General features: G+C 71.4%; 21 protein-coding genes and 1 tRNA gene. 6 read left to right on the plus strand and 16 right to left on the minus strand.

Features of this window, described 5'->3' with window-relative positions; all coding sequences use genetic code 11:
• Positions 1-5 precede the first annotated feature (5 nt).
• The 6 genes from CGQ25_RS15315 to CGQ25_RS15340 form a co-directional block, all read right to left on the minus strand.
• Positions 6-1,109: a mandelate racemase/muconate lactonizing enzyme family protein gene (locus CGQ25_RS15315; protein ID WP_208710709.1), complete on the minus strand. Its 1,104-nt coding sequence runs from the start codon at positions 1,107-1,109 to the stop codon at positions 6-8.
• Positions 1,099-2,064: a LysR substrate-binding domain-containing protein gene (locus CGQ25_RS15320; protein WP_208710710.1), complete on the minus strand. Its 966-nt coding sequence runs from the start codon at positions 2,062-2,064 to the stop codon at positions 1,099-1,101. The genes CGQ25_RS15315 and CGQ25_RS15320 overlap by 11 nt, the downstream gene beginning before the upstream one ends.
• A gap of 154 nt (positions 2,065-2,218) precedes the next feature.
• Complete coding sequence (locus tag CGQ25_RS15325; RefSeq protein ID WP_208710711.1) at positions 2,219-2,851, minus strand: phosphatase PAP2 family protein; 633 nt, start codon at positions 2,849-2,851, stop codon at positions 2,219-2,221.
• A 91-nt stretch (positions 2,852-2,942) separates the two neighbouring features.
• On the minus strand, positions 2,943-4,316 hold the full coding sequence (locus CGQ25_RS15330) for an MFS transporter (RefSeq protein ID WP_208710712.1): 1,374 nt from the start codon (positions 4,314-4,316) through the stop codon (positions 2,943-2,945).
• A 2-nt stretch (positions 4,317-4,318) separates the two neighbouring features.
• Positions 4,319-5,320 carry a PDR/VanB family oxidoreductase gene (locus CGQ25_RS15335; protein WP_208710713.1) on the minus strand — a complete coding sequence of 334 codons (1,002 nt, stop codon included), beginning with the start codon at positions 5,318-5,320 and terminating at the stop codon, positions 4,319-4,321.
• A gap of 2 nt (positions 5,321-5,322) precedes the next feature.
• Positions 5,323-6,465: an aromatic ring-hydroxylating dioxygenase subunit alpha gene (locus CGQ25_RS15340; RefSeq protein WP_208710714.1), complete on the minus strand. Its 1,143-nt coding sequence runs from the start codon at positions 6,463-6,465 to the stop codon at positions 5,323-5,325.
• A gap of 143 nt (positions 6,466-6,608) precedes the next feature.
• On the opposite strand from CGQ25_RS15340, the gene CGQ25_RS15345 reads away from it, so the two are divergent.
• Positions 6,609-7,211, plus strand: a complete 603-nt coding sequence (locus CGQ25_RS15345; RefSeq protein WP_208710715.1) for a PadR family transcriptional regulator — start codon at positions 6,609-6,611, stop codon at positions 7,209-7,211.
• An 11-nt stretch (positions 7,212-7,222) separates the two neighbouring features.
• Here the strand turns inward: CGQ25_RS15345 and CGQ25_RS15350 are convergent, their stop codons facing one another.
• The 5 genes from CGQ25_RS15350 to CGQ25_RS15370 form a co-directional block, all read right to left on the minus strand.
• The gene (locus tag CGQ25_RS15350) at positions 7,223-8,677 is read right to left on the minus strand and encodes an MFS transporter (protein ID WP_222703661.1); all 1,455 of its coding nucleotides are present in this window, start codon (positions 8,675-8,677) and stop codon (positions 7,223-7,225) included.
• Between the two features lie 158 nt (positions 8,678-8,835).
• Positions 8,836-10,257, minus strand: a complete 1,422-nt coding sequence (locus CGQ25_RS15355; protein ID WP_208710716.1) for a dihydrolipoamide acetyltransferase family protein — start codon at positions 10,255-10,257, stop codon at positions 8,836-8,838.
• An 11-nt stretch (positions 10,258-10,268) separates the two neighbouring features.
• On the minus strand, positions 10,269-11,249 hold the full coding sequence (locus CGQ25_RS15360; protein WP_208710717.1) for an alpha-ketoacid dehydrogenase subunit beta: 981 nt from the start codon (positions 11,247-11,249) through the stop codon (positions 10,269-10,271).
• Positions 11,249-12,493 (minus strand): pyruvate dehydrogenase (acetyl-transferring) E1 component subunit alpha, encoded by a 1,245-nt coding sequence (pdhA, locus tag CGQ25_RS15365; RefSeq protein WP_208710718.1) that lies wholly within the window; start codon positions 12,491-12,493, stop codon positions 11,249-11,251. The genes CGQ25_RS15360 and pdhA overlap by 1 nt, the downstream gene beginning before the upstream one ends.
• A gap of 156 nt (positions 12,494-12,649) precedes the next feature.
• Complete coding sequence (locus CGQ25_RS15370) at positions 12,650-13,810, minus strand: histidinol-phosphate transaminase (protein WP_208710719.1); 1,161 nt, start codon at positions 13,808-13,810, stop codon at positions 12,650-12,652.
• 54 nt (positions 13,811-13,864) lie between these two features.
• Between CGQ25_RS15370 and CGQ25_RS15375 the strand changes: the two genes are divergently transcribed.
• Complete coding sequence (locus tag CGQ25_RS15375) at positions 13,865-14,293, plus strand: phage holin family protein (RefSeq protein WP_208710720.1); 429 nt, start codon at positions 13,865-13,867, stop codon at positions 14,291-14,293.
• An 8-nt stretch (positions 14,294-14,301) separates the two neighbouring features.
• Here CGQ25_RS15375 and CGQ25_RS15380 read toward each other — a convergent pair whose 3' ends face one another.
• A complete protein-coding gene (locus CGQ25_RS15380) occupies positions 14,302-15,792 on the minus strand; it encodes a hypothetical protein (protein ID WP_208710721.1) in 1,491 nt (496 codons plus the stop codon).
• On the minus strand, positions 15,789-16,292 hold the full coding sequence (locus CGQ25_RS15385) for a hypothetical protein (protein WP_208710722.1): 504 nt from the start codon (positions 16,290-16,292) through the stop codon (positions 15,789-15,791). The genes CGQ25_RS15380 and CGQ25_RS15385 overlap by 4 nt, the downstream gene beginning before the upstream one ends.
• Before the next feature lie 211 nt (positions 16,293-16,503).
• Between CGQ25_RS15385 and purB the strand changes: the two genes are divergently transcribed.
• Together purB and CGQ25_RS15395 are read left to right on the plus strand one after the other, a co-directional pair.
• Positions 16,504-17,967 (plus strand): adenylosuccinate lyase, encoded by a 1,464-nt coding sequence (gene purB, locus CGQ25_RS15390; protein WP_369802240.1) that lies wholly within the window; start codon positions 16,504-16,506, stop codon positions 17,965-17,967.
• 92 nt (positions 17,968-18,059) lie between these two features.
• A tRNA-Met gene (locus CGQ25_RS15395) sits at positions 18,060-18,136 on the plus strand.
• 240 nt (positions 18,137-18,376) lie between these two features.
• On the opposite strand, the gene CGQ25_RS15400 is transcribed toward CGQ25_RS15395, so the two are convergent.
• Positions 18,377-20,041: an FAD-binding dehydrogenase gene (locus tag CGQ25_RS15400; protein ID WP_222703662.1), complete on the minus strand. Its 1,665-nt coding sequence runs from the start codon at positions 20,039-20,041 to the stop codon at positions 18,377-18,379.
• A gap of 63 nt (positions 20,042-20,104) precedes the next feature.
• Here CGQ25_RS15400 and CGQ25_RS15405 point away from each other — a divergent pair, with 63 nt between their 5' ends.
• Positions 20,105-20,794 carry a bifunctional 2-polyprenyl-6-hydroxyphenol methylase/3-demethylubiquinol 3-O-methyltransferase UbiG gene (locus CGQ25_RS15405; RefSeq protein WP_208710724.1) on the plus strand — a complete coding sequence of 230 codons (690 nt, stop codon included), beginning with the start codon at positions 20,105-20,107 and terminating at the stop codon, positions 20,792-20,794.
• A gap of 123 nt (positions 20,795-20,917) precedes the next feature.
• Entirely contained in the window at positions 20,918-21,247 is a 330-nt protein-coding gene (locus CGQ25_RS15410; protein ID WP_208710725.1) for a DUF2853 family protein, read from the plus strand.
• 82 nt (positions 21,248-21,329) lie between these two features.
• Here the strand turns inward: CGQ25_RS15410 and CGQ25_RS15415 are convergent, their stop codons facing one another.
• Both CGQ25_RS15415 and CGQ25_RS15420 read right to left on the minus strand, forming a co-directional pair.
• A complete protein-coding gene (locus CGQ25_RS15415) occupies positions 21,330-22,736 on the minus strand; it encodes an NAD(P)/FAD-dependent oxidoreductase (protein ID WP_208710726.1) in 1,407 nt (468 codons plus the stop codon).
• A gap of 124 nt (positions 22,737-22,860) precedes the next feature.
• On the minus strand, positions 22,861-23,553 hold the full coding sequence (locus CGQ25_RS15420; RefSeq protein ID WP_208710727.1) for a TetR/AcrR family transcriptional regulator: 693 nt from the start codon (positions 23,551-23,553) through the stop codon (positions 22,861-22,863).
• Positions 23,554-23,688: the final 135 nt, after the last annotated feature.

Below are 23,688 nucleotides of genomic sequence, written 5' to 3' on the forward strand. Positions count from 1 at the left end.
CCTCCTCAGGAATCCTGGCGGTAGCGGGCGAGCTTGCCCTCGTCGATCTCGGCGCCCACGCCGGGCACCTCGCGGACGCGGATGACCCCGTCGCGGATCTCGAGCGGTTCGGCGAGGAGGTCGTCGGACATGTCCAGGAAGTTGGACAGCTCCCCCGCACGGCGCTGGCTGGCCTCGTGCGCCGCGCCGAACGTGACGGTGGCGAGGGACCCGATCTGCGTGTCGATCTGGTTGCCCATCGTCACGTCCACGCCGAGGCCGGTGCACAGCCCGAGGATCTCGCCGGCCTTCGTGAACCCGCTGCGGGCCGTCTTGATGCAGATGGCGTTGCACCCGCCGGAGAGGAGCTCGCGCGAGACGTCCCCGGGGGTCGGCACCGACTCGTCGCCCACGATCGGGATCTGCGAGTGCTGCACGAGGCGGCGGCGGCTCAGCGCCTCTGACGCGTCGCACGGCTCCTCGAGCGCGGTCAGCCCCATGCCCTCGGTGCGGCGCAGCACCTCCATCGCCTCGTTGGCGGTCCAGCCGCGGTTCGCGTCGAGGTAGATCTCGACGTCGTCGCCGAGGCCCTCGCGCAGCACGCGGACGGCCTCCACATCGAGGCCGAGCGGGCGGCGGCCGGTCTTGAGCTTGAAGGTCGTCACGCCGTACTGCTCGCGGAACCGCTGGGCCTCCTCGAGCAGCTCGTGGGCCGGGCGGAAGCCGAGCATGTGGGAGACGCGCATGCCGTCCGCGTAGCCGCCGAGGAGCTTGTGGACCGGGACGCCGAGGGACTTGCCGATGAGGTCCCACAGCGCGATGTCCACGGCGCCCTTGGCGGTGTCGTTGTGGACCGTACGGCCCATGATGCGCTGGGCCTTCTCGCGGTCGAGCGGGTCCAGCCCCGTCAGCTGCGGCGAGAAGAGGTCCCGGACCACCGCGACGATCGAGGCCTGCGTCTCGCCGTAGGTGTAGGGCCGCGGCGGGGTGTCGGCGATGCCCACGAGCCCGTCGTCGGTGTGGATCCGCAGGAGCACGTGCTCGGCGTCGTGGACCTCCCCGCTCGCGAACTTCAGCGGGTGGGTGTAGGGGATCGAGTACGGGATCGCTTCGATGCGCTCAATCTTCACGGGTGGGCTCCTTCACGGGCTGGGTGCGCACGACGGCGGGTGGCTGGGCCGCGCGGGGTGCGGCGGCGCCGTCGTGCGCGGGTGCGGACACGGTGTCGAAGAGGGCGAGGAAGCGGCGGACGAGCGGCGTCTGGGCGCCGCGCCGCCACGCGACCGCCAGGTCCACCGGCGGGGCGTTGCGCACGGGCCGGAAGACGATGCCCTGGAACGCGAACCGGCGGGTCGTCATGGGCACGAGCGCGAGGCCCATCCCGGCGGCGACGAGCGCGAGGAGGGTCGAGGTCTCGGCGGCCTCCTGGACGACGCGGGGCGTGAAGCCCTCGCGGTGGCACGCTTCGCGGAAGATCCGGGTCACGACGGACTGGGCGGGGTACCCGACGAACGATTCGCCCGCGAGATCGGCGAGGTCGAGCTGGGAACGCTCCGCCCACGGGGAGTCGGCAGGGAGCGCGGCGACGAGTCGGTCCTGGTCGAGGAAGGCCAGGTCGACCTCCGGCGAGTCGACCGGCGGGCGGAGGACGGCGACGTCGAGCCTGCCCTCCTCGAGGTCGGCCACCATCTGCGGCGTGAGCATCTCGCCGTGGACGCTGAGCTTGAGGCCGGGCAGCTCGCGGCGGGCCTTCTGCACGAGCGGCGGGAGCAGCCGGTAGGTGGCCGAGCCGGAGAAGCCGACGCGGAGCACGCCCGCCGCACCGGCTCCCACCTGCGCGACGTCCGACTCGAGCTCCTCGAGGTCCTGCAGGATGCGGCGGCCGCGCTCGAGGAGCAGCTCGCCGGCGGGGGTCAGCTCGACCTTGCGGGTGGTGCGCTCGAACAGGGGCGTGCCGAGCTGCTCCTCGAGCTGCTTGATCTGCTGGGACAGCGGCGGCTGGGCCATGTGCAGGCGCTGGGCCGCGCGGCCGAAGTGCCGCTCCTCGGCGACCGCGACGAAGTACCTCAGGTGTCGCGTCTCCATGGCCCCCTCGCCTGCTCTCGTCACGGGTGTCCGGTCCGGCAGAGGCCGGTGCCTTCCAGCGTAGGACCACCGATTAGGTTGCGGAAATATCTATTCCGCCTTCATTGAGAGTTTCTCCGTATCAGAAGCACGATGAAGCATGTTCGCGTGGCGGTCAGCCCGCGCCGAGGAGGAGCCACCACAGCCCGACGATCACCACCGGACCCACGAGGGCGCCCGCGACGACCTGCCCGAGAGTGTGGGCCCCGAGGGCCACGCGGGACCACCCGACCAGGGGCACGAGCAAGAAGAGCGGCCACCAGTCCGGGCCGAGCAGCAGCACCGCCGCCGTGGTCGAGGACGCGATCGCGGACGCGTGGCCGCTCACCTTCCACCACAGGCTCACGACAGCGAGGAAGGCGATCCCGGCGACGATCGCCACGGTCATCGCCATGACTGACGCCGGGGCGCCGAGGACCGCGAGGACAGCCAGGCCCGCGAGCACGCATCCGACCGCCATCGCGAGGACCGGCGCGCGCTGGGTGCGCTGGCTGACGTGGTGGTCGGTGACGCGTCCGGCCTTGACCAGGGCCAGGAGGATGCCGAACGGGAGCACGCAGGTGAAGAGGGCCGCGAAGGCCCCGTACCACCACGTCTCGGGCCAGCCCGGGCTCGCGGCGGGGCTCACGATGAGCTGGACCGCGATCGTGAACGGCGGCTGGAACACCTCGCTGAGCACGCGCGCGACGGCGGTGCGCGGCGTCTGGGGCGGTGGCGCCGCCTGCGCGGGCCGGGACCTGCTCAGCATCCTCCCAGTCTTCCACGCGGAGCCCCCCGAGCACGACGGCGGCGACGCGCCCGCGCGGGGTGCGTCGCCGCCGTCGGGCGTCGTGGGCGTGTCAGTGCGCGGCGACCGCCTCCGGCTCCGCCGGCTCCCCTGCCGCGCGGCCTGCGCTGGCGTCGCGGGGCAGGAAGTACACCGCGACGGCGCCGATCAGGATCACGGCGCCGACCGCGAGGTAGAGCCCGTTCGGGGTCCACCCGGTGTCCAGCAGCGCCCCGGTCACCAGCGGGGCGATGATCGCGCCGATGCGCCCGATGCCGATCGCCCAGCCGACCCCCGTGCTGCGCAGGCTCGCGGCGTAGGCCGAGGGCGTGATGACGTACAGGCCGGCGATGCAGCCGTTGATGAGGGCGCCGAGCAGGACGCCGACCACGAAGGCGAGGGCCAGGACGCCCGCCGTCGAGATGAAGACGCCTGTCGCGACCGCGGCGAGCACCGTGAACCACAGCATGACGGTGCGGCGGTGCCACTTCGCGGCGAACGCGCCGTAGGCGATCGAGCCGACCGTTCCGCCGAGCGTGAGCATGAGCCCGCCCACCACGCCCTGGCTCTCGGTCATCCCCGCGGTCACCAGGAGCTTGGGAGTCCAGCTGTTCACGAAGTAGAACCCGAACATCACCACGAAGAACGCGCCCCAGACCAGCAGGGTCGTGCGGAGGTTGGGGCGGGCGAAGAGCTGGCCCACGGTCGTGCCGGACGGATCCGGCCGCGTGGCGTCCGCGACGGGCACCGCGAGGACGTCCGCGGTCTCGGCACCGCCGAGGCGCAGGCGGCGGGCGAGGCGCGCGAGCCGGGCCTCGTACCCGCGCGGGCGGCGCGTGGCGAGGAAGTCGATGCTCTCGGGAGCGACGAGGAGGACGGCCACGAGCAGGACGGCAGTCGCGGCGGCGCCGCCGACGAACACGGCGTGCCAGCCGAACGTCGCCTGCAGCCACACGGCCGCGCTGCCGCCGACCGTGGCACCGACGCCGTATCCGGCCGTGTAGATGCTGATCGCGAGGCCGCGGAGCTTCTTCGAGGAGAACTCGCTCACGAGCACGTTGGTGCAGGCGAGGATGCCGCCGACCCCGAGGCCGGTCACGACCCGCCAGAGCCCCAGCTGCCAGGCACCGCCCGCCGTGGCGGACAGGAGCATGCCGACGGCGGAGAGGGAGACCGAGAGGATCAGGACGGGCCGGCGCCCGATCCGGTCCGCGATCGGCCCGAGCACGAGCGAGCCGATGGCCATGCCCACCAGGCCGGCACTGAGGAGCATCCCCAGTTCGCCGCCGGTCAGGCCGAAGTCCTTGGAGACGCGGGCCGACGTGAACGCCATGGCGAGCACGTCGAAGCCGTCGAGCGCGTTGAGCGCCGTGGCGAGCGCGACGACGAGCCACTGGGCCGTGCGCATGGGGGCCGCCTCGATGCGGGCCCGGAGGTCAGGTGTCATTCTCAGCTCACTTCGATGGTCACGACGGCGGGGCCACTCCCCGCGGTCACGGATTCCCTGCTGGTGATGGCGCGCGAGACGCAGCAGCACATCTTCTCGGAGGCGTGCTGCTGGCGGTCGCTGTAGAACACGTCCCGGTGGTCGAGGCGGCCCTCGAGGCCGAGGACCCGCACCTCGCAGAGGCCGCACTCCCCCTTGCGGCAGTCGGACATCATGTCCGCCCCCGCGTCCTCGAGCGCCTCGAGCATGGACCGGCCCTTGGGCACGACTGCCTGGATGCCGAGGCGCGGAATCCGCACCACGAACTCCTCGGGGTCGAACCAGCCGCTGTTGCCGAACGTCTCGTAGCGCAGGTTCGGCAGGGACAGCTCGAGGTCCTGCCACGTGCGCCGCACCGCGTCCATGAGGCGGATCGGGCCGCACATGTACAGCTCGGTGTCGAGGTCCACGTCCGCCAGGAGCGTCGGGACGTCCAGGCTCGAGCCCTCGTCGTCGACGTGGACCTCGAGCCGGTCGCCGTGCTCGGCGACGAGGTCGTCGAGGTAGGCCATGGCCGCGCGGCTGCGTCCCGCGTACACGAACCGGTAGTCCGCGCCGGTGCGGGCCAGGATGCGCGCCATCCCGAGGACCGCGGTCACGCCGATGCCGCCGGCGAGGACCACGTAGCGCCGGGCGCCCACGCGCAGCGGAAAGTTCTGCATCGGCTGGGTCAGCTCGACCTCCGCGCCGGGCTCGAGCGCGTGCATGTACACGCTCCCGCCGCGCGAGGCGGGCGTGCGGTACACGGACAGCGCGAGGCGCGCGCCGTCGTCGTCCGCCTCGACGATCGAGTAGGAGCGCACATCGGGCTGGCCGTCGATCACGACGGCGACGTCCACGTGGGTGCCCGCGGCCGCCCTGACCGGCTTCTCGGGGGCGATGACGATCCGCCGGATGCCCCGCGCGACGTCACGCGCCTCGACGACCCGCCCGCGCTGCCAGATGGCTGAGGACTGCGCCGCCACGGTCAGGCACCGACCTGCGCGGGCTGGGGCATGGGCTGGGCGACGGGGGCGGGAGCCGCGGCGCCGGGGAGTCGGCCCTCGGACTCGAGCATGCGCTCGATGAGGCGCCGGACCCACATGCCGCCCTTGTCGATGTTGAGGCTGTAGAACTCGTAGTCCGGGTTCGCGTCGATCGCGGCCTGCTGGGCCTTGAGCATCTCCTCGTCCTCGCCGAACACGCCGTGCACGCCGTCGCGGAGCTGGGTGGTGATGAGCTGGCTCTCGAGGCGGTAGTTGCGCATGAACGCCCAGAGGTAGTGGCACGTCCTGTCCGTCTCGGGCGAGATCGTGTTCATCACGAAGCCGTTGACGCCCTGGCTGCGGTCGCCCTCGGGGGCGCCCGTGCCGGCCTTCGCGACGCCGACGTCGATGGTGATGGTCGAGGGCGCCTGGAAGGTGATGATCTGCCACCGGTCGACCCGGCCCTCGAAGCCGGGGAACTTGTCCCGCATGTTCTTGAGCCAGAAGGGCGGCGGCTCGATGTCCTTCATCCACCGGGAGACGGTGACGGTGCGGTCGTCGTGCGTGACCTCGAAGTCGGACTCGGAGAGCTCGTCCTGGCCGATCGAGGACGAGTGGACGAACTCCTCGTGCGTGAGGTCCATGAGGTTGTCGAGCACGAGCTGGTAGTTGCACGGCGCGTAGATGGTCTCGCCGTCCCCGGCCCACTCGGGCGAGGTCATCTGGCGCATGTCCGGGATGAGCTCGGGGTCCGCCAGCTCCGGGTCGCCGAGCCACACCCACACGTACCGGTAGCGGTCCACGACTGGGAACGAGGGGACCACGGCGGAGGGGTTGATGGTCTCCTGCGCGGGCATGGAGGTGCAGCGTCCTGCGGAGTTGTACCGGAGCCCGTGGTAGGGGCACTGGATCTCGTCGCGGCCCACGGTCTTGCCCATCGAGAGAGGGGCGAGGCGGTGCCAGCACGCGTCGGCAAGGGCGACCGCCCGGCCGTCCTCAGTGCGGAAGAGCGCGAGCGGGCGGTTCGCGATGGTGCGGGCCATCGGCTTGCGCGTGACCTCGTGGTCCCAGGCGGCGGCGTACCAGGCATTGAGCGGGTGGCCCAGGGTCTTGTTGGTGGTCGAGGCGGGGTGGGTGCCAGACATCGGTGTCCTTCCGTGGCGGTCGTCGCTGACCGGGACTATCTATCGATGTAGATAGTTGGTGATTCGAGACACAGACTACCTATGTTCATAGTTAGTTGGCAAGGGCTGGGTAGGCTGGCTACTGACACGAAACGAGGTGGCCCGTGAGCCTGAGGTTCGCCCTCCTGGCGATGCTGACGTCGCAGCCGATGACCGGCTACGACGTCTACAAGAACTTCGAGACGTCCGTGGGCTACGTGTGGCACGCGCCGGACTCGCAGATATACCCGGAGTTGCGGCGCATGGAACAGGACGGCCTCATCCGCGGCGAGACGGTCCCATGGGGCAGGAAGGGCACCAAGAAGCGCTACGAGATCACGGTCGACGGCGTGGCTGCCTTCCGCGCGTGGCTCAACGAGCCGCCGCAGTACACGCGCGAGCGGGACCCGCTGCGGCTGCGGGCCGCGTACCTCGAGTGGGCCGAGCCGGACGCCGGGCGGCAGTTCTTCCGCGACCACATCGACTACCACGGCGGCCGGATCCGCGACTGGGAGGACATGATCCGGACCCTCCGCGACCACACCAACCCGACCCTCGCGCGGCGCCTCGAAGGCCAGCCCGAGGACGAGTGGCAGCGCATCGTCGAGTACAAGGTGTTCGCGTACGAGGGGCTGATCGAGCGGGCGCGGGCCGAGGTGGCCTGGGCCGAACGCGGGCTCGCCCTCGTGGACCGCCTCGAGGGGGCGGAGCGGCCCGCGTCCAGCTGAGCCGAGCACGGCTAGGGCGAGATGTGGTCCAGGTGCCTGTTGCGCGTGTGCGGGGTGAACTGGACCAGGACGGCCGCGATCACGAGGAACACCGAGATGAGCAGGAGCGCCCACAGGACCGACAGGTGCGGCAGGAACGGGGCGATCACCATGACCCCGATGCCGCCGCCGATGTGCCCGGCCCCGTCGACGATCGCGAACCCCGTGGTGCGGGCCCGGGTGGGGAACGACTCGGCCGTGAGCGCGTAGGTCGGCGAGACCCACAGGTTGAAGCCCGCGAAGATGAGGATCGCGCCGAGGAACGAGAGCCAGATGTTGGTTCCCGCCGCGGCGACGACCAGCGAGCCGATGATCGTCACGGCCGCGCCGATCGGCAGCCAGTAGCGCCTCTCGAGCTTCTCCACGATGGCACTCATGATCGCGGCCTCCGCCACGAAGCCCAGCGTCCCGACCGCGGCGATCACGCCCGCCTCGGGCGGCGGGTACTGCAGGGCCGACAGGACCGCCGTGAACCCGGACGCGAACGAGTACACCGTGATGTACCCGATGAACCAGATGCAGAACAGGAGGACCATCCGGCGCACGTACAGCGGGCTCGTGAACAGGTCCCGGTACGGGATCGGGGAGGGCGGAGTGATGGCGCCCTGGACGTCGGACGCCACCGGCTCGGCCAGCGGCCCGTGCTTGGCCGCCCTGGACTCCATGTCGCGCACCACGCGGTCCGCGTCGCCGAGGCGGCCCTGGCCGATCAGCCAGCGGGGCGACTCGGGCAGCTCGATCCTCAGCAGCACCGCGATGACGGCCAGGAGCGCGCCGATGCCGTACATCCACCGCCAGCCGGTTTCGAAGCTCGGGCCGGCCACGGCGAAGGGCAGGCCGAGCGGCCACGGGGTGGGCGGCGTCGTGAGGAAGAGCCCCAGCCAGATCCCGAAGAACGCCCCGAGCGCGGACATGATGAAGATGATGGTCGTGAACTTCGCGCGTGCCGGCCGGGGAGCCACCTCGTTGATGTAGGTGTTCACGATCGCGAGGTCCGCGCCGATCCCGATACCGGTGACGATGCGGGCGATGTTGAAGTTCACGTAGTCGCCCACCAGCGCGTTGTAGAGCGAGCCCAGGCCCGTGACCAGCATCGTGATCATGAGCATGTTGCGCCGGCCGATCCGGTCCGCGATCGGGCTCAGGACCAGGGTGCCGAGCACGTAGCCGGCGAGGTTCAGCAGCACCGGGAGGGGAAGCGCCTCGAGCGCGGTCTCCGGGGTGCAGCCCTTGTTGAGCTCGATGCACGTCTGGATGAACGAGACGTTGATGTCGAAGATGTCGTAGAACGTGAACAGGAATCCGAGCCCGATGATCCCGATGAAGAGGTAGGAGAGACTCCACACCTCGAGCCGTTCGAGCCGGGCGATGATCTGCGGTCCGGTCGGGCTGGCGCTCACCGCCCCGGTGCCCATGGATGCCGCCATGTGAATCAGCCTCCCGCAGCGGGGGGCGGCGCCGGTCGGCGTCGGGACCAGCCCCAGCTGCCGGCGCCATTGTCCGCCCGGCACGGGCTCGCGGCAAGGCCGGGTCGCTTGCGCCCGCGGGGTCAGCTGGGCCGGCGGGGTCAGTTGGGCCGGCGGGGTCAGTCGAGCAGGAGCGCGGGCTCCTCCATGATCGCCGCGACGTCGGCCATGAAGCGGGCCGAGAGGTCGCCGTCGACCACGCGGTGGTCGAAGGAGCCGCCGAGGGTCGTGATCCAGCGTGGGATCACCTCGCCCGAGACGACCCACGGCTTCTGCTTGATCGTGCCGAATGCCACGATGGCGACCTCGCCCGGGTTGATGATCGGGGTGCCGATGTCGATACCGAGGGCGCCGATGTTCGTGATAGTCATGGTGCCGCCGGTCATGTCCGCGGGCTTGGTCTTGCCGGCGCGCGCTGTGGTCGCAAGGTCGTTGAGCGCGACCGCGAGCTCCTTGAGGGAAAGGTCCTGGGCGTCCTTGATGTTCGGCACGAGCAGTCCGCGCGGCGTCGCAGCGGCGATGCCGAGGTTCATGTAGTGCTTGACGTGGATCTCGTCGCCCTGGTCCGAGGTCGCCCATTCAGAGTTGACGCTGGGGTTGCGCGCTGCGGCCCAGATGACCGCCTTCGCGAGGATCAGCAGGGGCGAGACCTTGATGCCCTCGAAGTCGCGGGACTTCTTGAGCCGCTGGACGAACTCCATGGTCCGGGAGGCGTCGACGTCGACGAAGATGCTCACGTGCGGGGCGCTGAACGCCGAGTCGACCATGGCCTTGGCGGTCGCCTTGCGGACGCCGCGCACGGGGATGACCTCGATGCGCCGCTCGCGGGACTGGTTCGGGTGGTCCCAGAACTTCGGCGCCTCATCCAGCTCGCGCTCGCGCTGGGCCTGGTAGGACTCGAGGTCCGCGCGCGTCACCTCGCCCCGCGCGCCCGTGGCCGGGACGTCGGCGAGGTTGATGCCGAGCTCCTTCGCGATGCGCCGCACCGGCGGCTTCGCGAGGACCCGGGAGAGGAGCCCGACGACGCCGTTCCCCACCTCCCGCGGGGCGGCCGCGGCCTGCGGCGACGACACCGTGGCGGGCACGGGCTTCGCCTCACGCGCAGACGGCGCGGCCGCGGGTGCAGGCGTGGGCGCAGACTTCCGCGGCCGGCGCTTCGCGGCGTCGGCCTTCGGGCCCGACCCGACGAGCGGCCCGCTCTCCACTCCCGGCTCCTGCATCACCGGCACGGCCGACTCGGCAGCCGCGGCGGCGCCCGGAACAGAAGGCGAGGCACCCGCAGAGGCGCTGGAGGCAGCGGTGCCTTCGCCGATCGCGATGATGGCCGTCCCCACCTCGATGGTCTCGTGCTCGGGCGCGAGCAGCTCGAGGACGGTCCCCGCGTACGGGCTGGGGAGCTCGACAAGGCTCTTGGCGGTCTCGATCTCGCAGATGATGTCGTTGATCGCGACCGTGTCCCCGGCCTTGACCTTCCAAGCGACGATCTCGGCCTCGGTGAGCCCTTCGCCGACGTCGGGGAGGGTGAAGATCTGCTGCGTCACGGGCTGTGCTCCTAGTAGGCGAAGGCGCGGTCGAGGGCTTCGAGGATGCGGTCGATGTCCGGGAGGTAGTGCTCCTCGACCTTCGCGACGGGATAGGGCATGTGGAAGCCCCCGACGCGGATCACGGGAGCCTCGAGGGACAGGAACGCCCGCTCGGAGACCCGCGAGGCGATCTCCCCGCCGATGCCGCCGAAGGTGGGCGCCTCGTGCGCGACGACGAGCCGGCCCGTCTTCTGGACGGAGGCGACGACGGCGTCGAAGTCGATCGGCGAGATGGAGCGGAGGTCGATGACCTCGACGCTGCGGCCGTCCTCTGCGGAGGCCTCGGCTGCTGCGAGCGCCACCGGGACGAGCGGCCCGTACGCCACGACCGTCGCGTCGGCGCCTTCGTGCACGACGTGCGCACGGAACGGGTCCGCGCTCGCCCCCGGGTTCTCGGTGTCGACCTCGCCCTTGAGCCAGTAGCGCCGCTTGGGCTCGAACACGATGACCGGGTCCTCGCAGGCGATGGCCTGCTGGGTCATCCAGTAGGCGTCGTGGGGGTTGGAGGGCGTGAGGATCCTCAGGCCCGCGGTGTGGGCGAAGAGCGCCTCCGGAGACTCGGAGTGGTGCTCGACCGAGCCGATCCCGCCGCCATAGGGGATGCGGATGGTCACGGGCACGGTGATCTGGCCGCGGCTGCGCGCGTGCATCTTGGCCAGCTGGGTGGTGATCTGGTTGAAGCCGGGGAACACGAACCCGTCGAACTGGATCTCGGCGACGGGGCGGTAGCCGCGCATGGACAGCCCGATGCTCGTGCCGATGATTCCCGACTCGGCCAGGGGGCTGTCGACCACGCGGTCGCCCCCGAACTCTGACTTGAGTCCCTCGGTCACGCGGTAGACGCCGCCGAGGGTGCCGATGTCCTCACCCATGAGCAGGACGGTCTCGTCCTGGTCGAGGGCGGCGCGGAGGCCGGCGTTGATGGCCTTGGCGATCGTCATCGTGGGCATCAGCGGCCGCCTTCCGTGGTGTGCTCGGCGACGGCTGCGCCGTCGGGGTCCGCGAAGCCCGCCTCGTAGTCGCGGTGCCACGCGAGTTCCTCGGCCACGAGGGGGTGGGCCTCGGCGTACACGTGGGAGAAGGCGTCCTCCATGGTGGGCGGGGCGAAGCTGAGGACATCGGCCCGGGCCTTGGCGGCGAGGGCGTCGCCCTCGGCGGCAACGTCGGCGAAGAACGCGTCATCGGCGATCCCCTGGTCGCGCAGGTACTTCTCGAAGCGTGCCAGCGGGTCTTTGGCGACCCACGACTTCTCCTCGTCGGTGAGCCGGTACTTGCTGGGGTCGTCGGCGGTCGTGTGTGCGCCCAGGCGGTAGGTGAACGCCTCGATGAGCACGGGGCCCTTGCCGCTTCTGGCGCGCTCGAGGGCCCACTGGGTCACCGCGTAGACGGCGAGGACGTCGTTGCCGTCCACGCGCACGCCCGGGAAGCCGTACCCCTTGGCCCGGTTGAAGAGCGGCACGCGGGACTGGACCTCGGCCGGGACCGAGATGGCCCACTGGTTGTTCTGGCAGAAGAACACGACCGGCGCCTTGAAACTCGCGGCGAAGACCATCGACTCGTGGACGTCGCCCTCGGAGCTCGCGCCATCGCCGAAGTAGGCGACCACGGCGCCACGCTCGGAGTCCGCCGGGGCGGAGCCGGCCGCCTGGGCACGCGCGGCGTCGCGCTGCATGCCCATGGCATATCCCACCGCGTGGGGGACCTGGGCGGCGAGCACGAGCGTGTACAGGTGGAAGCCGGTCTGCCGGGGGTCCCATCCGCCGTTGGAGATGCCGCGGAAGAGGCGGAGGAGCTCGCCGAGCTCGACACCGCGGGTCAGCGCCACGCCGTGTTCGCGGTAGGTGGGGAAGAGGTAGTCCTGGGACTGGGTGGCCCGGCCGGATCCGATCTGGGCGGCCTCCTGGCCGCGCACGGGGACCCAGAGCGAGAGCTGCCCCTGCCGCTGCAGCGCCGTGGCTTCAAGGTCGAAGCGGCGCACCGCGGCCATGTCCCGGTACATGCCTCGAAGGGAATCTGCACTCAGGCCCCGAATAGTCGACGCCAGCTTCGAGTCCCCGCGGAAGCGGCCCTCCTCGTCGAGGAGCTGGACCATGGCGTGATGGCCCTCAGCGCCGTCGTGCGCATGGGCTTCCAGCTCGAGCCAGAGCTCGTCCGGGATGTCGCTGAATTCGGTAGTGGGCAGTTCCACTCCCATACCGCCTCCTCGCTGCCGTCGGGTCACCGTCCCGGGGGCCCGGGCGCGGGGTTCCGCCTGCATATATTCCCAATCAGGAATTCATTCCACGGGCGGAATACAGCGACGGCCCCGCTGCAACTCTACAGAGTGCGGCCGGGCCGCCGCGCATGTCGATTACCTCAGGAAGTCCTCGGGCACCTTTGTGAAGGACCTACAGAGCTCGAGGAACCGGGTGTTCGCCTCGACTTCGCCGATGCTCACGCGCGCACCCTCGACCCCGAACGCCCTCACGGACAGGGCCAGTTCCCCGGCGCGGGCCGCGAACTCGGGGGTTGCCTCGCCGAGCGGCAGCCACACGAAGTTGCCCTGCGCGTCCGGGACCTCCCAGCCCAGCTCGCGCAGACCGGCGACGACGCGGTCCCGCTCATCCACGAGGCTTTGTACCCTTCCTACAACGTCCTCGTAGTTGCGGAGCGAGGCGATCGCGGCGCTCTCGGCGATGGACGACACGGCGAAGGGGGGAGCCGCCACGCGCAGGTACTGCGTGATCTCCGGGCGCGAGACCGAGTAGCCGACCCGAAGGCCTGCGAGGCCGTGGGCCTTCGAGAAGGTCCTGAGGACGACCACGTTGGCGTACGTCCGGTAGAGCTCGATCCCGTCCACGGCCTCCGGGTCACGGACGAACTCCTGGTACGCCTCGTCGACGACCACCAGGACGCTGCTCGGGACCGACTCGATGAACCGGACCGTCTCCGCGCGCCGCAGGGCAGGCCCCGTGGGGTTGTTGGGGGTGCACAGCAGCACGACCTTCGTCCGCTCGTTGACCGCGGCGGCCATCGCCTCGAGGTCGTGCCGCCCGTCCGCTGTGACGGGAACCTGCACGCTCTTGGCTCCGGCGAGCCCGACCGAGATGGGGTACGCCTCGAACGAGCGCCATGCGTACACGACCTCGTCCTGGGTGCCGTCGTCCTGCTGGCCTGCGAAGGCCGCGAGGAGCTGGTTGAGGGCGCCGAGGCTGCCCCCGCCCGTGACGATGTCCTCCGCCGGGACGTCGAGGAATCCTGCGAGGGCGGTGCGCAGGCGCGAGGACACGGGGTCCGGATAGCGGTTGATCGCGCTCTCGTGCGCGATCGCCTCGAGGACGGCAGGGAGCGGCGGGAGCGGGTTCTCGTTGGAGGAGAGCTTGTAGCTCTCGAGCCCCGGGACGGGAGCCGGGGGTTTGCCCGCGGCGTACTTTGGGAGCCGGTCGACGACTGGGCGAGGGATCACGCCCGCGACCCCGGCTGCGACGGCGGCGGCTTCGGCTCCGTCGGTCTGGTTCAGCGGTGAAGTCATACCGTCTAGGGTAGTCGTGGCCCAGGGCACAGTTTGCTGTGCGAGCATGGGCCCATGATGCAGTTCCTGCTCCGGGTCGTCGTCAATGCCGTTGCCCTGTGCGTCGCCGCATGGCTCCTGCCGGGCATGGACATCACCTCCTCCGCCACGGCGGAGGCCGCAGCCGGGGCGGGGGCAGGAACTGCGAGCGATACGGTGGGCATCGTCCTCGCCTACCTGTTCATCGGCCTGATCTTCGGCCTCGTCAACGCCCTCGTCCGGCCCATCGTGAGCTTCCTGTCGCTGCCGGTCACGTGCCTGACCCTGGGCCTGTTCGCCCTCGTCATCAACGCCGCGATGCTCGCCCTCACGGCGTGGCTGTCGAGCTACACGCCGGTCCACCTGACCATCGACTCGTTCTTCTGGACCGCCGTCCTGGGCGCGATCATCGTCTCCCTCGTCTCGGCGGTAGTGAGCTGGGTCGTCGGGGCAGACAGGAAGTAGCCGCGGCCTCACCGTGACTCACCCGGTGTCTGCCGCCCGGACGCTGCAGGCGGCGCGGCCGCCGAGGCCGGCGCGGCGCCCGGGGCCGGCGTGGCAGGCGTCCTCGTGTCGGTGCCGGTGTAGATGAAGCGCTCGCGCTGGCCTGCCGGGCCGCCCGTCTGCGCGTCCCCTCGGACGGCGGGCGCCGCCGAGGCAGCCGCGCCTCCCCCGAGGGCGGCGCCCAGGACGGCGGCATAGCCGACCACCGAGGGATCGGTCGACCGGTCGAGCGCCTGGGCGTCGATCGCGTACCTGTCGAGCGAATGGGCGGCGCCTACGAGGCCGAGGACATCCTCCGCGAGCGGCCGGTCCCGATGCGCCGGGGTCCGGACGTCGACCACGTTCGGCGAAGGGACCGGCGCGGATCCCGACAGTGCGGGAACGACGTCGTCCTCCTGCCGCACGCTCAGCACCGCCACGTCGTCTGGGATCGCGAAGGCCGTGGGGATGCCGCCGAGGACGGTGACGGCAGCCACCGGGTAGCGCCGCCGGAAGTCCTCGTCCTCGAGGAGGCCGAAGACGTGCAGGGACCCTTGGCTGTGGGCGTTGAAGACGACGACGTCACCGTCCTTGAGGTCCTGGTCGGCGAGGGCCCGCTCGATGAGCTGCCGGGCATGGCTGTCCCGTGAGGCGAGGCCGTGGAGGTTGCCCTCCGCGTCGAAGACGCCTCCGGCAGGATCGTCCGGATTCCAGGTCTGAGTCCCCGGGACAGTGACCATGAGCGCCGTCGTGCCGTCACCGCGCGGCACGCGCTCGACCAGAATCGACGACGGCGGGACCGGGCTTCCGTCCTCGAGGGTCGCCGCTCCCTGGGCCTGTCGCAGGCTCTGGGCGGCGTAGGCGAAGGAGGCGGGACTGCCCTCCCCGCTGACGGCCTGCGACCTCGCAACACCGATGCGGTCCGAGGGGCCGCCCGCGGGCAGCCAAGGGGCAAGAAGCGGGCCCAGCCCGCCGAGGGCCCCGGAGGCAGCGGCCGCGGATCCCACCGCCGCGGCCCCGTTCAGACCCCCCGCGAGGAAGCGTCCGGGCGCGAACCGGACATGGTTCCATGGGATTCCGGGCGCGGCCGCCCCCACGAGGAACCGCGCGAGGCCCTGCAGCCCCTCGGCGCCGGAGGCCCGCCCCGCCTCGGCGTCGGCATAGGCGCGGGCCGAAGCATCCACGGCCTGCCGAGTCGCCGCGAGGTCCAGCCGCAGAATGCCGGCAGCCCGGACAAGCGCGGACGCGTCGTCGTCGAACCGCGCCGCCGCGGACCCAGCGCACGCGCCCCGCCACACGGCGGCGCGCGCCGACTCGATGCCGGCACCGATGCGCCCCGCGGCGTCAGCGGCCGAGGCGAGGGCGGACGCCGCCTCGGCCAGGGCGGCGGTGTCGACGCGGAATGCGGCGCCGCCCGTGACCGTGAAGGTCGTGGGATCACGCTCACGGTGCCAGTCCGCGTCCTTCTCGTCGATGCTCATCGGCACTGTGCCCCTGGCGTCTGGGCGAGGAAGACCGGCTGGGAAGGCGCCGGGTCGGGGAGCAGGGGGCTCGGCGCCGGCTGCGGCACGATCGGCGGCACCGGGCCAGCGAACACCGGACCTCGCGCGGCCCCCGGCGGTGACATGGCGGCCAGAGCGCCCGGACCGCCGGTGCCCTGGCCGCCAGCCCCCGGGCACGAGGCCGCGTCCGCCTGCAGCGCGACCAGGACCGCGGCCAGCCCCGCGAGCCCTGTGGCCACGGCGGCGATCTGGAGGCGGAGGGCCTCGGCCTTCATCCTGAACGCTGCCGCGGCAGGACCGGACCACTCCGCCGACCGAGCCCTCGCGGCAGCGGCCTCGGCGGTCTGTGCCTCCTCCTGCGCGGCCGCCAGATGTCTGGACGCGGCTTGGAGGTCCGCCTCGCTGTGCCCGCGGCACGCCCCGGCAATGCGGGAAGCCGAGCCCGCTCCCGAGAAGCCGTCGTCTCCGAAGCCGCCCATTCCTGGACCCATGCCCGCCATGTCCGCTCCCCCGCTCCGCCGCGCACCCTCAGCCCGGCCTGCCCACGACGCTAGGCGCGGCCGCCGGGCAACGGCGGGGCCACGGCGTCGTATGTGGACGACACGCCCAGCCGGCCACCTGTGGAGGAGCAGTCGCCCGCCGTCCTTGCCCTCAGCGGCCGCGCGGCGACCGCAGGAGCTCCGTGGAAGAATGGAGGCCATGGCTGACTCCCCTTCGCGCATTCCGTCCGGACGACTCTCCCTGGCCGCCGCCGGTGAGACTGCGGGCGGGCCCGCACAGAACAGGATCGCCCTCGGGCCGCTCGACGGCCGCTACCGCCCAGCCGCCGCGCCGCTCGTCGACTACCTGTCCGAGGCCGCGCTGAACCGGGACCGCGTGGCAGTGGAGGTCGAGTGGCTCATCCACCTGACCCGCAACAGCGTCCTGCCCGGCGCCGGCCCCCTGAGCCCCGAGCAGGAGGAGGGCCTGCGGAAGATCGTGACCGAATTCGACGCTGCCTCGGTCGCCGAGCTCGCGGAGATCGAGGCCGTCACGGTGCACGACGTCAAGGCCGTCGAGTACTACATCGGCCGCCGCCTCGAGTCCCTCGGCATCAAGAACCTCACCCCGATGGTGCACTTCGGCTGCACCTCGGAGGACGTCAACAACCTCTCCTACGCCCTCGGCATCAAGGGCGCGGTCGAGGACGTGTGGCTGCCCGCTGCCCGCGCGCTCGTGGGGCAGGTCGCCGAGATGGCGCGGGCCAACCGGGACGTCGCCATGCTCTCGCGCACCCACGGCCAGCCGGCGACCCCCACCTCGCTGGGCAAGGAGCTCGCCGTCATCGCCCACCGGCTGGGCCGCCAGCTCGACCGGATCGGGCGCACCGAGTACCTCGGCAAGATCAACGGTGCCACCGGCACCTACGCCGCGCACTACGCCTCCGTCCCGACGGCAGACTGGCAGGAGGTCTCGAAGTCCTTCGTCGAGGGCCTGGGGCTGACGTGGAACCCGCTCACCACCCAGATCGAGTCCCACGACTGGCAGGCCGAGCTGTACGCGGACATGGCCCGCTTCAACCGGATCCTGCACAACGTCTGCACGGACATCTGGAGCTACATCTCGATCGGCTACTTCGCTCAGATCCCGGTCGCGGGCGCCACGGGCTCCTCGACCATGCCGCACAAGGTCAACCCGATCCGGTTCGAGAACGCCGAGGCGAACCTTGAGATCTCCTCGGCCCTGCTCGACACGCTCGGCGCGACGCTCGTCACCTCGCGCTGGCAGCGCGACCTCACGGACTCGTCGAGCCAGCGCAACATCGGCGTCGCGTTCGGCCACTCGCTCCTGGCGATCTCCAATGTCGCGAAGGGCCTCGAGCGCCTCGACGTCGCCGAGGATGTGCTCGCCGCGGACCTCGACACCAACTGGGAGGTCCTCGCCGAGGCGATCCAGATGGTCATGCGGGCCGAGGCGATCGCTGGCGTCGAGGGCATGGACAACCCCTACGAGAGGCTCAAGGACCTCACGCGCGGCCACCGCGTGGACGCGGCCCGCATGAAGGAGTTCGTCTCCGGGCTCGGCCTCTCCGCCGACGCGGAGGCCCGTCTCCTGGCCCTGACCCCCGCGACCTACAACGGCATCGCGGCCGACCTCGTCGAGCACCTCGGCTGACCCTGCCGCACTGCCGGCACGACTGCACCATTTGGGCTCGTTTGATGTCGATTGGCGCCCTCATCCGCGGACGTGTATAGTTGGTTGAGCGCCGCGGGGTGGAGCAGTTCGGTAGCTCGCTGGGCTCATAACCCAGAGGTCGCAGGTTCAAATCCTGTCCCCGCAACCACTCTCGAAGAGGCCCCCGATCCAGCTGGATCGGGGGCCTCTTCCCATGTCCGGGCCAGGCAACGCGGCCGCTGCGTGCCGAGGCGCATGACAGCCGTTATGAATCCGTAAAGACGTCCTGTATCGGCACGAAGCGTCGCCTAGGATCGTTACCGCCGGGTATCCCCCCAAAGCCCGGCACCACGGGCGCGCCGCCAGCCAACCCCCAAGGCCTGCCGGCGCGCCCGTTCCTCTGCGCCGGTCAGCCCGCGGCCGCGGCCCGGCCGGCCACGCGTCCGGAGAACAGGCATCCGCCCAAGAACGTCCCCTCGAGCGCGTTGTAGCCCATCATGCCGCCGCCGCCGAACCCAGCGGCCTCCCCGGCGGCGAAGAGCCCCGGCACCGCATGGCCTGCCGGCGACAGGCAGCGCGCCGACAGGTCGGTCTCGAGGCCCCCGAGCGCCTTGCGCGTGAGCACGTTGAGCCGCACCGCGACCAGCGGGCCGTGCCTGGGGTCAAGGATGCGGTGCGGCGCGGCCACGCGGATGAGCCGGTCGCCGACATAGCGGCGGTGCGAGCGCAGGAACGTCACCTGGGCGTCCTTCCCGAAGGCGTTCGCGATCTCGGCGTCCCGCGCCTCCAGGACGGTCCGCACCGCGGCCTCCGTCAGCAGCCCCGGCTCGCCCACCCGGTTCATCCCCTCGACCAGCTTGCCGAGCGAATCGGCCACGACGAAGTCCTCCCCGTGCTCCATGAACGCCTTCACGGGCCCCGGCGCTCCCGGCCGCACCCTGGAGGCCAGCAGCCGGAGGTTCCTGCCCGTCAGGTCGGGGTTCTGCTCGGACCCGGAGAGGGCGAACTCCTTCTCGATGATCGACTGCGTGAGCACGAACCACGAGTAGTCGTAGCCGGTCCCCCTCAGGTGCCTCAGGGTGCCCAGCGTGTCGAAGCCGGGGAACAGCGGCGCCGGGAGGCGCCGTCCGAGGGCATCGAGCCACACGGACGAGGGCCCCGGGAGGATCCGCACGCCGTGGTTCTCCCACACGGGATCCCAGTTCCGCAGCCCCTCGGTGTAGTGCCACATCCGGTCGGCGTTGATCAGCCGCGCACCCGCAGCCTCCGCGATGCCCAGCATCCGCCCGTCCACGTGCGCGGGCACACCGGCCACCATCGACGCCGGCGGGGTCCCCATGCGCTGCGGCCACAGCCTGCGCACCATCTCGAGGTTCCCGCCCATCCCGCCGGATGCGACGACGACGGCGCCCGCCTCCACCTCGAACTCCCCCACGACGTCGCGCCCGCTCGCCTTCCCACGCTCTGCCGACGACGGCGCGAGGCGGGCCCCGCGCACGCCGGTGGCCGCGGCGTCGTGCGTCACGACCTCGTCGACGCGGTGCCGGAACAGGAAGCGGATGCGCGCGGCGTCCGCATGCGCGCGGGCGCGGCGGATGAACGGTGCCAGGACGCCGGGGCCGGTCCCCCAGACGATGTGGAAGCGCGGCACGGAGTTGCCGTGCCCCTCGGCGCGACCGTCACCGCGCTCGGCCCAGCCCACGACGGGGAAGAACCGCACGCCGAGGGAGTGCAGCCAGGCGCGCTGCTCACCCGCCGCGGATTCGAGGTAGGCCTCGGCCCAGGCGCGGGGCCAGTAGTCCTCGGGACGGTCGAACTGGGCGGACCCCAGCCAGTCCTGCCGGGCGAGCGCGAGCGAGTCGCGCACCCCCATCCGCCGCTGCTCGGGCGAGCCGACCAGGAACAGCCCGCCGAACGACCAGTGCGCCTGGCCGCCCAGCGACTGCGGCGGCTCCTGGTCGAGCACCACGACGTCTCGGCCCGCGTCGGCGGCCTCGACGGTGGCGACGAGCCCCGCGAGCCCGGCCCCCACCACCGCCACGTCGGCGTGGATCACTTCCCGTGAGTCGACCATGCCCTCAGCCTCCCGAGGCATGGACCCTGCGTCAACGCCCGGGACCGACGGCATACTGGTTCCATGTCCGGCTGCTGCGGTCCAACGAATCCCGCCCGCGATCCCGAGCCCGACGGCGGGTACAGCCGGATCTTCAGCCCCCGCTTCTCCCGCAGCGTCGCCCGGCGGTACGAGCGCCGCGGCCTCACCGGCACCGAGAGGAGGATGGTCGGCTTCCTCGAGGCGTCCCTCCCCCGCGGCCTCGGGCAGGCAACCGTCCTTGAGGTCGGCGGCGGTGCGGGCGAGATCCAGCTCGAACTGCTCAAGCGCGGTGCCGCCAGCACCACCAACCTCGAGCTCTCGGGCGCCTACGAGGCCGATGCCGCGCGGCTCATCGCGCGGGCGGGCGTCGGGGCACGCGTGCGCCGCAGCGTGGGAGTCGACCTCGCCGAGACGCCCGACGCCGTGGAGCCCGCGGACGTCGTCGTCCTCCACCGCGTGGTGTGCTGCTACCCCGACTACGAGCGGCTCCTCGGGGCGGCGGCGGACCACACCCGCCGCGCGCTCGTCTTCAGCTACCCGCCGCGGAACCCTCTCACCCGCTGGTGGGTCGCGATGGGGAACGCCCTCCTCGCCCTCGGAGCCGGCAGCTTCCGGGCCTTCGTCCACCCGCCCGAGGCGATGCTCGACGTCGTGCGCCGGCACGGGCTCCAGCCCGTCTACAGGCGTCGGGGCGGCGCGTGGTGCATCGCGGGGGCCGTGCGGCCGTCCTGAGCCGCCATTTCTCCCGATGTCCCGGCGTGTTCTGGCCTGTCATCTGCCGGTGGAGGCTGCGGAGCGGTACCGTGACGGCCACGGGCCCGCCCCGGCCCGCGACCGCGATCAAAGGAGCTCCACATGGCTGTTGACTGGGCAGAGCAGATCAAGAAGTTCGCGCCGGACGCCGACGATGAGGCGGCAGCGGGAATCATCCGGCACTGCGGGATCTCGCTCCAGAAGGCTGACACCTCTCTCGTCTCGTTCGGCGACAAGTCCGAGACGGTTCGGATCCGCGACGGCTTCCTGAAGAAGAAGCTGGGCCGCACGGAGGACGATGAGACCCTAGACGCCGCCATCCGGGATGTGGGCGACAAGATGAAGGGCACCTCGCGCCGTCAGCGCCCCACCGTCTACTACCTCCTCGCGGACCACTTCGGGCAGCTCGACCTCTTCAAGAAGGCCAAGTAGCCCGCCCCCCGCCGTGTGGGGGTCAGGTTCTGGGGGTCACATCAGACGCGACCCCCAGCACCTGACCCTCAGGACGTGACCTTCAGACGGCGGGGGCGGGGCTCAGGGCCCCGACGACCTCTACCGCCGCCCGGCGTCCCATGCGCAGCGCACCGTCGACGTGCTGGTAGCCCTCGGCCGCGAGATCGGAGCAGGCCCAGTGGATCGGGCCGACGGGCGTCCGCTGGTCGGCCCCGTAGCGGGACAGCCCGCCCAGGTCGTAGCTGGCCGCGTAGGCGCCGCGGGTCCATTCCTCCGAGCCCCAGTCGGACTCGTAGTAGACCTCGGGCGTCAGGGCCTCCTCGCCGAGGTAGTCCGAGATGGAGGCGAGGATCGCGGCCTTGCGCGCCTCGGGCGAGAGCAGGAACATCGCGTCCGCCTTCTCGTCGGAGACGAAGCCGACAAGCGTCCCGCGGTCGTCCCCGTGGTTCGTGTTGTCGTAGACCTCCTGGACGAGCTGGTCCGCCCCGAAGCAGGTGCCGGAGAGGTTGGCCTCGCGCCAGAAGGGGCGCGAATAGACGGCGTGGACCTTGATGACCAGGCCCATCGAGAGGTGCTGGTGCAGCTGGTGCTGGCGCCGCGGGAGCGCCGGGATGTAGGAGATGCGGGAGTACAGGGTGGGCGGGACGGCGAGGATCGCCCGGCGCGCGGTGACGGCGACGCGGCCGGAGGCCCCGCCGTCGGCCGTCGCGACCACTCCGTCGTCGCCCCACTCGAGCGTGCGGACGGGCGCGCCGAGGACCACTGCGTCGCCGAGCTCGGCGGCCATCGCCTCGCTCACGGACTGCATGCCGCCCACCACGCGGCGGTCGAGGATGAAGTCCTCGTCGAGGAGGTTGCTGAACGAGCCGGCCGAAGCGGCCATGAGCACCGCCTGGAGCGCGGAGAAGGCGTGCGCCGGCTTGGTGAGCATACCGCCGGCGATGAAGAGGCCGATGAGGTTGCAGGCCTCCTCGTCCGCCGACTGGGCGCGCAGCCACTGCTGGAAGCTCACCGTATCGAGCTCGCGGGCCTTCGGGTGCGCCCATGGCTCCTCGGGGCCGAGCTCGGCGGCGAGCCCGTCCAGGATTGCGGTGAGGCGCTCGACCTCGGCGAGCGTGCCGGGCGAGACTGGGAAGTCGGACCCGGAGTAGACGGTGCGCGTCCCGTCGGGGGCCACGTAGACGCTCTGCCCCTCGCGGTAGCGCTGGAATGTCTCCTTGCCGAGCTCGTCCACGAGCCCAAGCAGCTCGGTCTGGTCCGGGCTGATCCACTGGCCGCCGATCTCGAGGAATGCCCCCTCGACCGTGTCGCTCCAGGTGCGTCCGCCCACCCGGTCGCGGGCCTCGAGCACGACGACGCGCTGGCCCTCCTTCACGAGGGTCCGTGCCGCCATGAGCCCGGCGGGGCCTGCGCCGACGACGACGACATCGGCTTCACGGGTCTGCGTTGCGGGGGTCTGCTGGGACATGGCGCTTCCTTCGACGGTGGAGGGGGTGTGGGAGGGATCTCAAAATGAATGTAGTTCATTAATTTGAGTCCCACAACCCCTGTCGCGCGGCCCGTCGAGGAGTCACTTCTTCGGGCGTGAGGAGTCAGCCACGGGTGGCACGCACCGCCGCGAGCGTGCCGCGCAGCCCCGCGACCAGGGCGTTGAGGCCGAGTCCGAACGCGTCGTCGGCAGCCGCCGCTCCCCGGCGGGGCCGGGCGGCGACAGCGTCGGCGAAGGTCGGCGCGAGGTCCCGCCGGTCTCCGACGTCGAAGATCCACTCAGGGGCCGAGACGTCCATCGCAGACCCCAGGACGAACGACTCGACAGCGACGATCACGTCCACCACCTGGTCCTCGGGCCACCCCCCTGCGCGGAGCCCGCCGGCGACGCGTTCGTACATGGCCAGGGTGTTGGGCGCCCCGGTGATCGGCAGGACAGCGATCACGGGGATCAGCGGCGAGTGCCGGGCGAACGCGTCGCGGTAGGAGTGGGCCCACCGCGTGAGCGCCAAGTCCCAGGGGCCGTCCTCGAAGCCGGACGTGTCGATCGTCTCGTTGACGTCGTCCTGGACCCAGTTGAGGACCTCGTCCTTGGACTTCACGTGGTTGTAGAGGGCCGACGGCGCGGTCCGCAGCTCGCGCGCGAGGGCCGCCATGGTGAGCCCCTCGTAACCGGCCCGGCGGATGACGGCGAGCGCGGCCGTCGTGATCTTCTCGCGCGAGAGGACAGGCCGCGGGGGGCGCCCGCGTCGGCGCGGCTCGGCGGCCTCGGGCCCATCATCGGCAGGGATCTCCATGCCTCGGAGTCTAGGGGGACTGCGCGCGAAGGGCGGCGGCGCGGTGCCGGACCGGGGGTTGACCGTGGCCTGCGTCACTGCTCTAATAAACGAACCCCATTCATTTATTGCCCTTACCCCGGGCCCCTCACTCTT

This window comes from Sinomonas sp. R1AF57, from assembly GCF_002224485.1.
GTDB lineage: Bacteria > Actinomycetota > Actinomycetes > Actinomycetales > Micrococcaceae > Sinomonas > Sinomonas flava.

What these genes read in the sequence shown, in the direction of transcription:
- CGQ25_RS15420 (WP_208710727.1), bottom strand. Translation starts at nt 23,553, where the DNA reads ATGGAGATCCCTGCCGATGATGGGCCCGAGGCCGCCGAGCCGCGCCGA.
- CGQ25_RS15370 (WP_208710719.1), bottom strand. Translation starts at nt 13,810, where the DNA reads ATGACTTCACCGCTGAACCAGACCGACGGAGCCGAAGCCGCCGCCGTC.
- pdhA (WP_208710718.1), bottom strand. Translation starts at nt 12,493, where the DNA reads ATGGGAGTGGAACTGCCCACTACCGAATTCAGCGACATCCCGGACGAG.
- CGQ25_RS15330 (WP_208710712.1), bottom strand. Translation starts at nt 4,316, where the DNA reads ATGACACCTGACCTCCGGGCCCGCATCGAGGCGGCCCCCATGCGCACG.
- CGQ25_RS15340 (WP_208710714.1), bottom strand. Translation starts at nt 6,465, where the DNA reads ATGTCTGGCACCCACCCCGCCTCGACCACCAACAAGACCCTGGGCCAC.
- CGQ25_RS15350 (WP_222703661.1), bottom strand. Translation starts at nt 8,677, where the DNA reads ATGGCGGCATCCATGGGCACCGGGGCGGTGAGCGCCAGCCCGACCGGA.
- CGQ25_RS15400 (WP_222703662.1), bottom strand. Translation starts at nt 20,041, where the DNA reads ATGGTCGACTCACGGGAAGTGATCCACGCCGACGTGGCGGTGGTGGGG.
- CGQ25_RS15405 (WP_208710724.1), top strand. Translation starts at nt 20,105, where the DNA reads ATGTCCGGCTGCTGCGGTCCAACGAATCCCGCCCGCGATCCCGAGCCC.
- purB (WP_369802240.1), top strand. Translation starts at nt 16,504, where the DNA reads ATGGAGGCCATGGCTGACTCCCCTTCGCGCATTCCGTCCGGACGACTC.
- CGQ25_RS15410 (WP_208710725.1), top strand. Translation starts at nt 20,918, where the DNA reads ATGGCTGTTGACTGGGCAGAGCAGATCAAGAAGTTCGCGCCGGACGCC.
- CGQ25_RS15415 (WP_208710726.1), bottom strand. Translation starts at nt 22,736, where the DNA reads ATGTCCCAGCAGACCCCCGCAACGCAGACCCGTGAAGCCGATGTCGTC.
- CGQ25_RS15325 (WP_208710711.1), bottom strand. Translation starts at nt 2,851, where the DNA reads ATGCTGAGCAGGTCCCGGCCCGCGCAGGCGGCGCCACCGCCCCAGACG.
- CGQ25_RS15375 (WP_208710720.1), top strand. Translation starts at nt 13,865, where the DNA reads ATGATGCAGTTCCTGCTCCGGGTCGTCGTCAATGCCGTTGCCCTGTGC.
- CGQ25_RS15320 (WP_208710710.1), bottom strand. Translation starts at nt 2,064, where the DNA reads ATGGAGACGCGACACCTGAGGTACTTCGTCGCGGTCGCCGAGGAGCGG.
- CGQ25_RS15360 (WP_208710717.1), bottom strand. Translation starts at nt 11,249, where the DNA reads ATGCCCACGATGACGATCGCCAAGGCCATCAACGCCGGCCTCCGCGCC.
- CGQ25_RS15385 (WP_208710722.1), bottom strand. Translation starts at nt 16,292, where the DNA reads ATGGGCGGCTTCGGAGACGACGGCTTCTCGGGAGCGGGCTCGGCTTCC.
- CGQ25_RS15380 (WP_208710721.1), bottom strand. Translation starts at nt 15,792, where the DNA reads ATGAGCATCGACGAGAAGGACGCGGACTGGCACCGTGAGCGTGATCCC.